This window comes from Kitasatospora sp. NPDC004240, from assembly GCF_053603215.1.
In genome coordinates, this window is record NZ_JBSGFD010000388.1 from 1 (window position 1) to 3,350 (window position 3,350).

Here is a 3,350-nt window from a genome sequence, read left to right on the forward strand (position 1 = left end):
GACCGGGGATCCGGTCCCGCCCTTCGGCGTCACTGCGGAGGTCGGCGTCTCAGCCGCGCTGGATGCCGGTGGTGTCGGCCAGCACGCCCTGGGTGCCGTCACCGAGCTGGGCGACCAGCGCGGCACCGCGCTGCTCGACCGCCAGGTACCAGGTGCCGGGGACGAGCTCGCCCACCGGACCGCCGGCCGGGTTGTCCTTCGGGGCCAGCTGACGCGGCGCCGGGACGGCGAACCAGAACGGCGCGAAGTCGCCGGCCGGGGTCGTGGCGGCCTGGGCGGGCGCCGGGGCCTGATGGGCGGCGTCCTGCGGCTGGCCGGGCGCCGGGTAGCCGTAGCCACCGGGCTGCGGCTGGGCGCCGAACGGAGGCTGCGGCTGGCCGCCCTGCTGCGGGTAGCCGTACTGGCCGCCGGGCTGGCCCGGGGCCGGGTAACCGCCCGGGTAGCCGCCCTGCGGGCCGGCCGGCTTGTCGGAGATCAGCGGCGCCTGGAGCGCCGGGACCACCGGGGTACCGGCCGCGGCACCCGCGAGCAGCAGCAGTGAGACGGCCGCCATCCAGGCGCCGAAGCCGTGGCCGTACGCCTTGCTGTCCGGGCCGCCGCCGAGGGCCCACAGCGAGGCCCACAGCGCCGAGACGGCGAACGCGATGCCCCACTGGTCCAGCCGCAGGCCGAGCACCTGGCGGTTGGCGGCCGCGGGGCCCTGGAGACGCTGGATCAGGATCAGGACTGCGGCGATGATGCCGATCAGGAAGATCGACGGCAGGACCGGGAAGAGTTCCGTGTTCCAGGCGTTCTCCGAGTCCGTGGAGCAGCCGCTCGAGAAGCCCTTGGGCGCTCCGACGCAGGGGTCGAAGGTCCAGTACGGCAGGAAGGAGGCGATGAACAGCAGGATGGCCGCACCTGCGACGGCGGCGTCTCCCCTGGTGAGAGCGCGCAGATTCACTAACGTTCCCCTCGTTGGTGTGTCGTGGTCGGCGGTTTCTGCGGTCGGCTGACCGGCCGGAAAACTCCCGAACGGAGCAAGAGCCTAGGGCCAAGCCCCCCGCGGGTGCACAGCGGGTTCCGGAATGGGGCGAACTCGTTGCAAAGCGCGCGGCCCGGAACGACCCGTCCCACCCGGGTCCTGGCTGCCCGTCACCGTGGCCTGGTTCCCCGTCACCTCGGTGTGGTTCCCCCGGGCGCGGTCAGAAATGCCGTCAACGCGTCGGCGATCCCCTGGGCCGCCTGCTGACGCCACTGCGGGTCACTCATCCGCTTGGCGTCGGCGGAATTGCGCATGTTACCGCACTCGATGAACACCTTGGGGACGGCCGACAGATTGAGCCCGCCCAGATCCGAACGGGTGTCCAGTCCCTGGCTCGCCACGTAGTCGGCGTACGGCTCACCGGTCGCGGCGCGGAAGGAGTCCCGCAGCAGCAGGCCCAGGCGCTGCGAGGGGGCGACGATCGCCGAGTTGTCGGTCTTGCCCGGGACGGCCACCCGGGCGGGCATGATGACGTGGAATCCGCTGCCGGTCGCCGGCCCGCCGTCCCCGTGCACGGACACCGCGGCGTCGGCGTGCGCGGTGGCCCCGGCCCGGGCCCGCTCGTCGATGCACGGGCCCCACGGGCGGTCGCCGTCCTGGGTCAGCACCACGGTCGCGCCGCGGGCCGCCAGGATCGCCCGGGCGCGGCGCGCCACGTCCAGGCTGTAGGCGGCCTCGGTGTAGCCGGCGTTGGTGGAGGTCCCGGTGGCGTCGCACTCCTTGCGGGCGTTGCCGATGTCGACCTGACGGTTGATCTCGGCGGTGTGCGAGAAGTTGCCCGGGTTGTGACCGGGGTCGAGCAGCACGGTACGGCCGGTCAGCGGCGTGCCGGTGGTGCCGGCGGGCGTGGCTCCCGGCGAGGTGGCGGCCGGTGGGGTGGCCGGCGGTGGGGCGCCGGCCGGGGTGGACTCCGTCGGGGCGCCGGGGGCGCCGGGGGCGGACGGGAGGGCGGTGGCGGTGGCGGTGCCCGGTGCGGTGCCGGACGGAAGGGCGGTGGCGGTGGCCGCCGCGGGGTGGGCCGTCGCGGCGTCCCCGTGGCCGTGGTCGCGTCCGCCGACGGCCTGCCAGCCCAGCCAGCCGGCCAGGCAGAGCGGCACCAGTGCGCCGCCCACGGTGGTGGCGCGCATCAGCGCGGAACGGCGGGGGCGCTCCGGCGTCCCGCCGTGCGGGCCGGATACGCCGGATGTATCGGACGTATCGGATGGGCCGGACGGAGCGGAGGGGTCGGGCGGGCCGGAGGGGCCGGGGGTGGTGCGGGTCACGGGTGGTTCAGATCCTGTCCTGGGTGCGCGGGTTCAGCCCGTACGTCCCGGCCATCGCGTTCCACTTCGCGACGAAGTCCTTCTTCGCCGCGGTGGCCTGCGGGTTGAGTTCGTCGGCACGCTTCTTGTCGGCGGTGTTCGGGGCGGTGCCGGAGCAGCCCTTCTCGGCGACCGAGCGGGCCCACGCCGCGTACGCCCGGTCGATGTCGGCGGACAGCTGCCACGCGGACGTCAGCGACTGGACGGCCTCCGCGCCGCCCGGCACGTCGGCCACGCTGAGCTTGGCGAGGTCGGCGAGCAGCTGGTCACGCTGCTTGGCGCCGCTGTCGAAGACCTGCGCGGAGGCCTCGATGTCGGTCTTGGCCGGGCAGCTGTTGACCTTGGCGACCGCGTTGCCGATCGGGGCCTTGGCGCCCTCGCCACGGGTCAGCAGCTCGTCCAGGGCCTTCGCCTGGGTCTGGGCGCCCGGACCGGCCGCGCCGGCGCTCGGCGAGGCGCTCGCGCCGGCCGACGGCGTGTCGGTGGCGGAGGCGCTCGGCGTGCCGGACTGGCCGCCCGGCTGCTGGGGGGCGGGCTGCGGGTTGGCGGCGCCGCCGTTCGCGGGGACGGTCGGGGCGGGCGCGGCCTGGGCCGGCTCGGAGCCGTCGTCCTTGAGCGCGAACAGGATGCCCCCGCCGAGGGTCAGCACGAACAGCAGCGCGAAGCCGATCAGCAGCGGCGCCCGCCGGTTGCCGCCGGCGCGGTCCTCGTCCTCCGGCTGCCGGTACTGCTGGTGGTTCTCGTAGGAGGCGTAGTCGGGTGCGCCGTAGCCCGGCCCGCCGGCCGGCTGCTGCCCGTACGGCGGCGGGCCGCCCGGGCCGCCCGGGCCGCCCGGGAAGTCCTGCGGATGGCCGTCGTGGCCCGGGAACGGGTCGTGGGCGGGTGCGACGGGCGGCGGTCCGGCGGGCGGGCGCGGCCCGCCCTGGGCGGTGGCGTGGCCGGGGAAGCCCACCGGCGGCGCGGGCGGGGCGGCGGGCGGCGCGGCCCGGGGGAAGGCGGCGGCGGCGGGGACGGCGGAGGCGGCG

At 76.1% G+C, this 3,350-nt stretch carries 2 protein-coding genes and 1 pseudogene; all 3 read right to left on the minus strand.

Features of this window, described 5'->3' with window-relative positions:
* Positions 1-49 precede the first annotated feature (49 nt).
* On the minus strand, positions 50-943 hold the full coding sequence (locus ACWEQL_RS41705) for a hypothetical protein (RefSeq protein ID WP_452156738.1): 894 nt from the start codon (positions 941-943) through the stop codon (positions 50-52).
* A gap of 212 nt (positions 944-1,155) precedes the next feature.
* Positions 1,156-2,151 carry an N-acetylmuramoyl-L-alanine amidase gene (locus ACWEQL_RS41710; RefSeq protein ID WP_452156740.1) on the minus strand — a complete coding sequence of 332 codons (996 nt, stop codon included), beginning with the start codon at positions 2,149-2,151 and terminating at the stop codon, positions 1,156-1,158.
* Between the two features lie 142 nt (positions 2,152-2,293).
* A pseudogene (locus ACWEQL_RS41715) lies at positions 2,294-3,350 on the minus strand (hypothetical protein); the annotation flags it as partial.

What these genes read in the sequence shown, in the direction of transcription:
- ACWEQL_RS41710 (WP_452156740.1), bottom strand. Translation starts at nt 2,151, where the DNA reads ATGCGCGCCACCACCGTGGGCGGCGCACTGGTGCCGCTCTGCCTGGCC.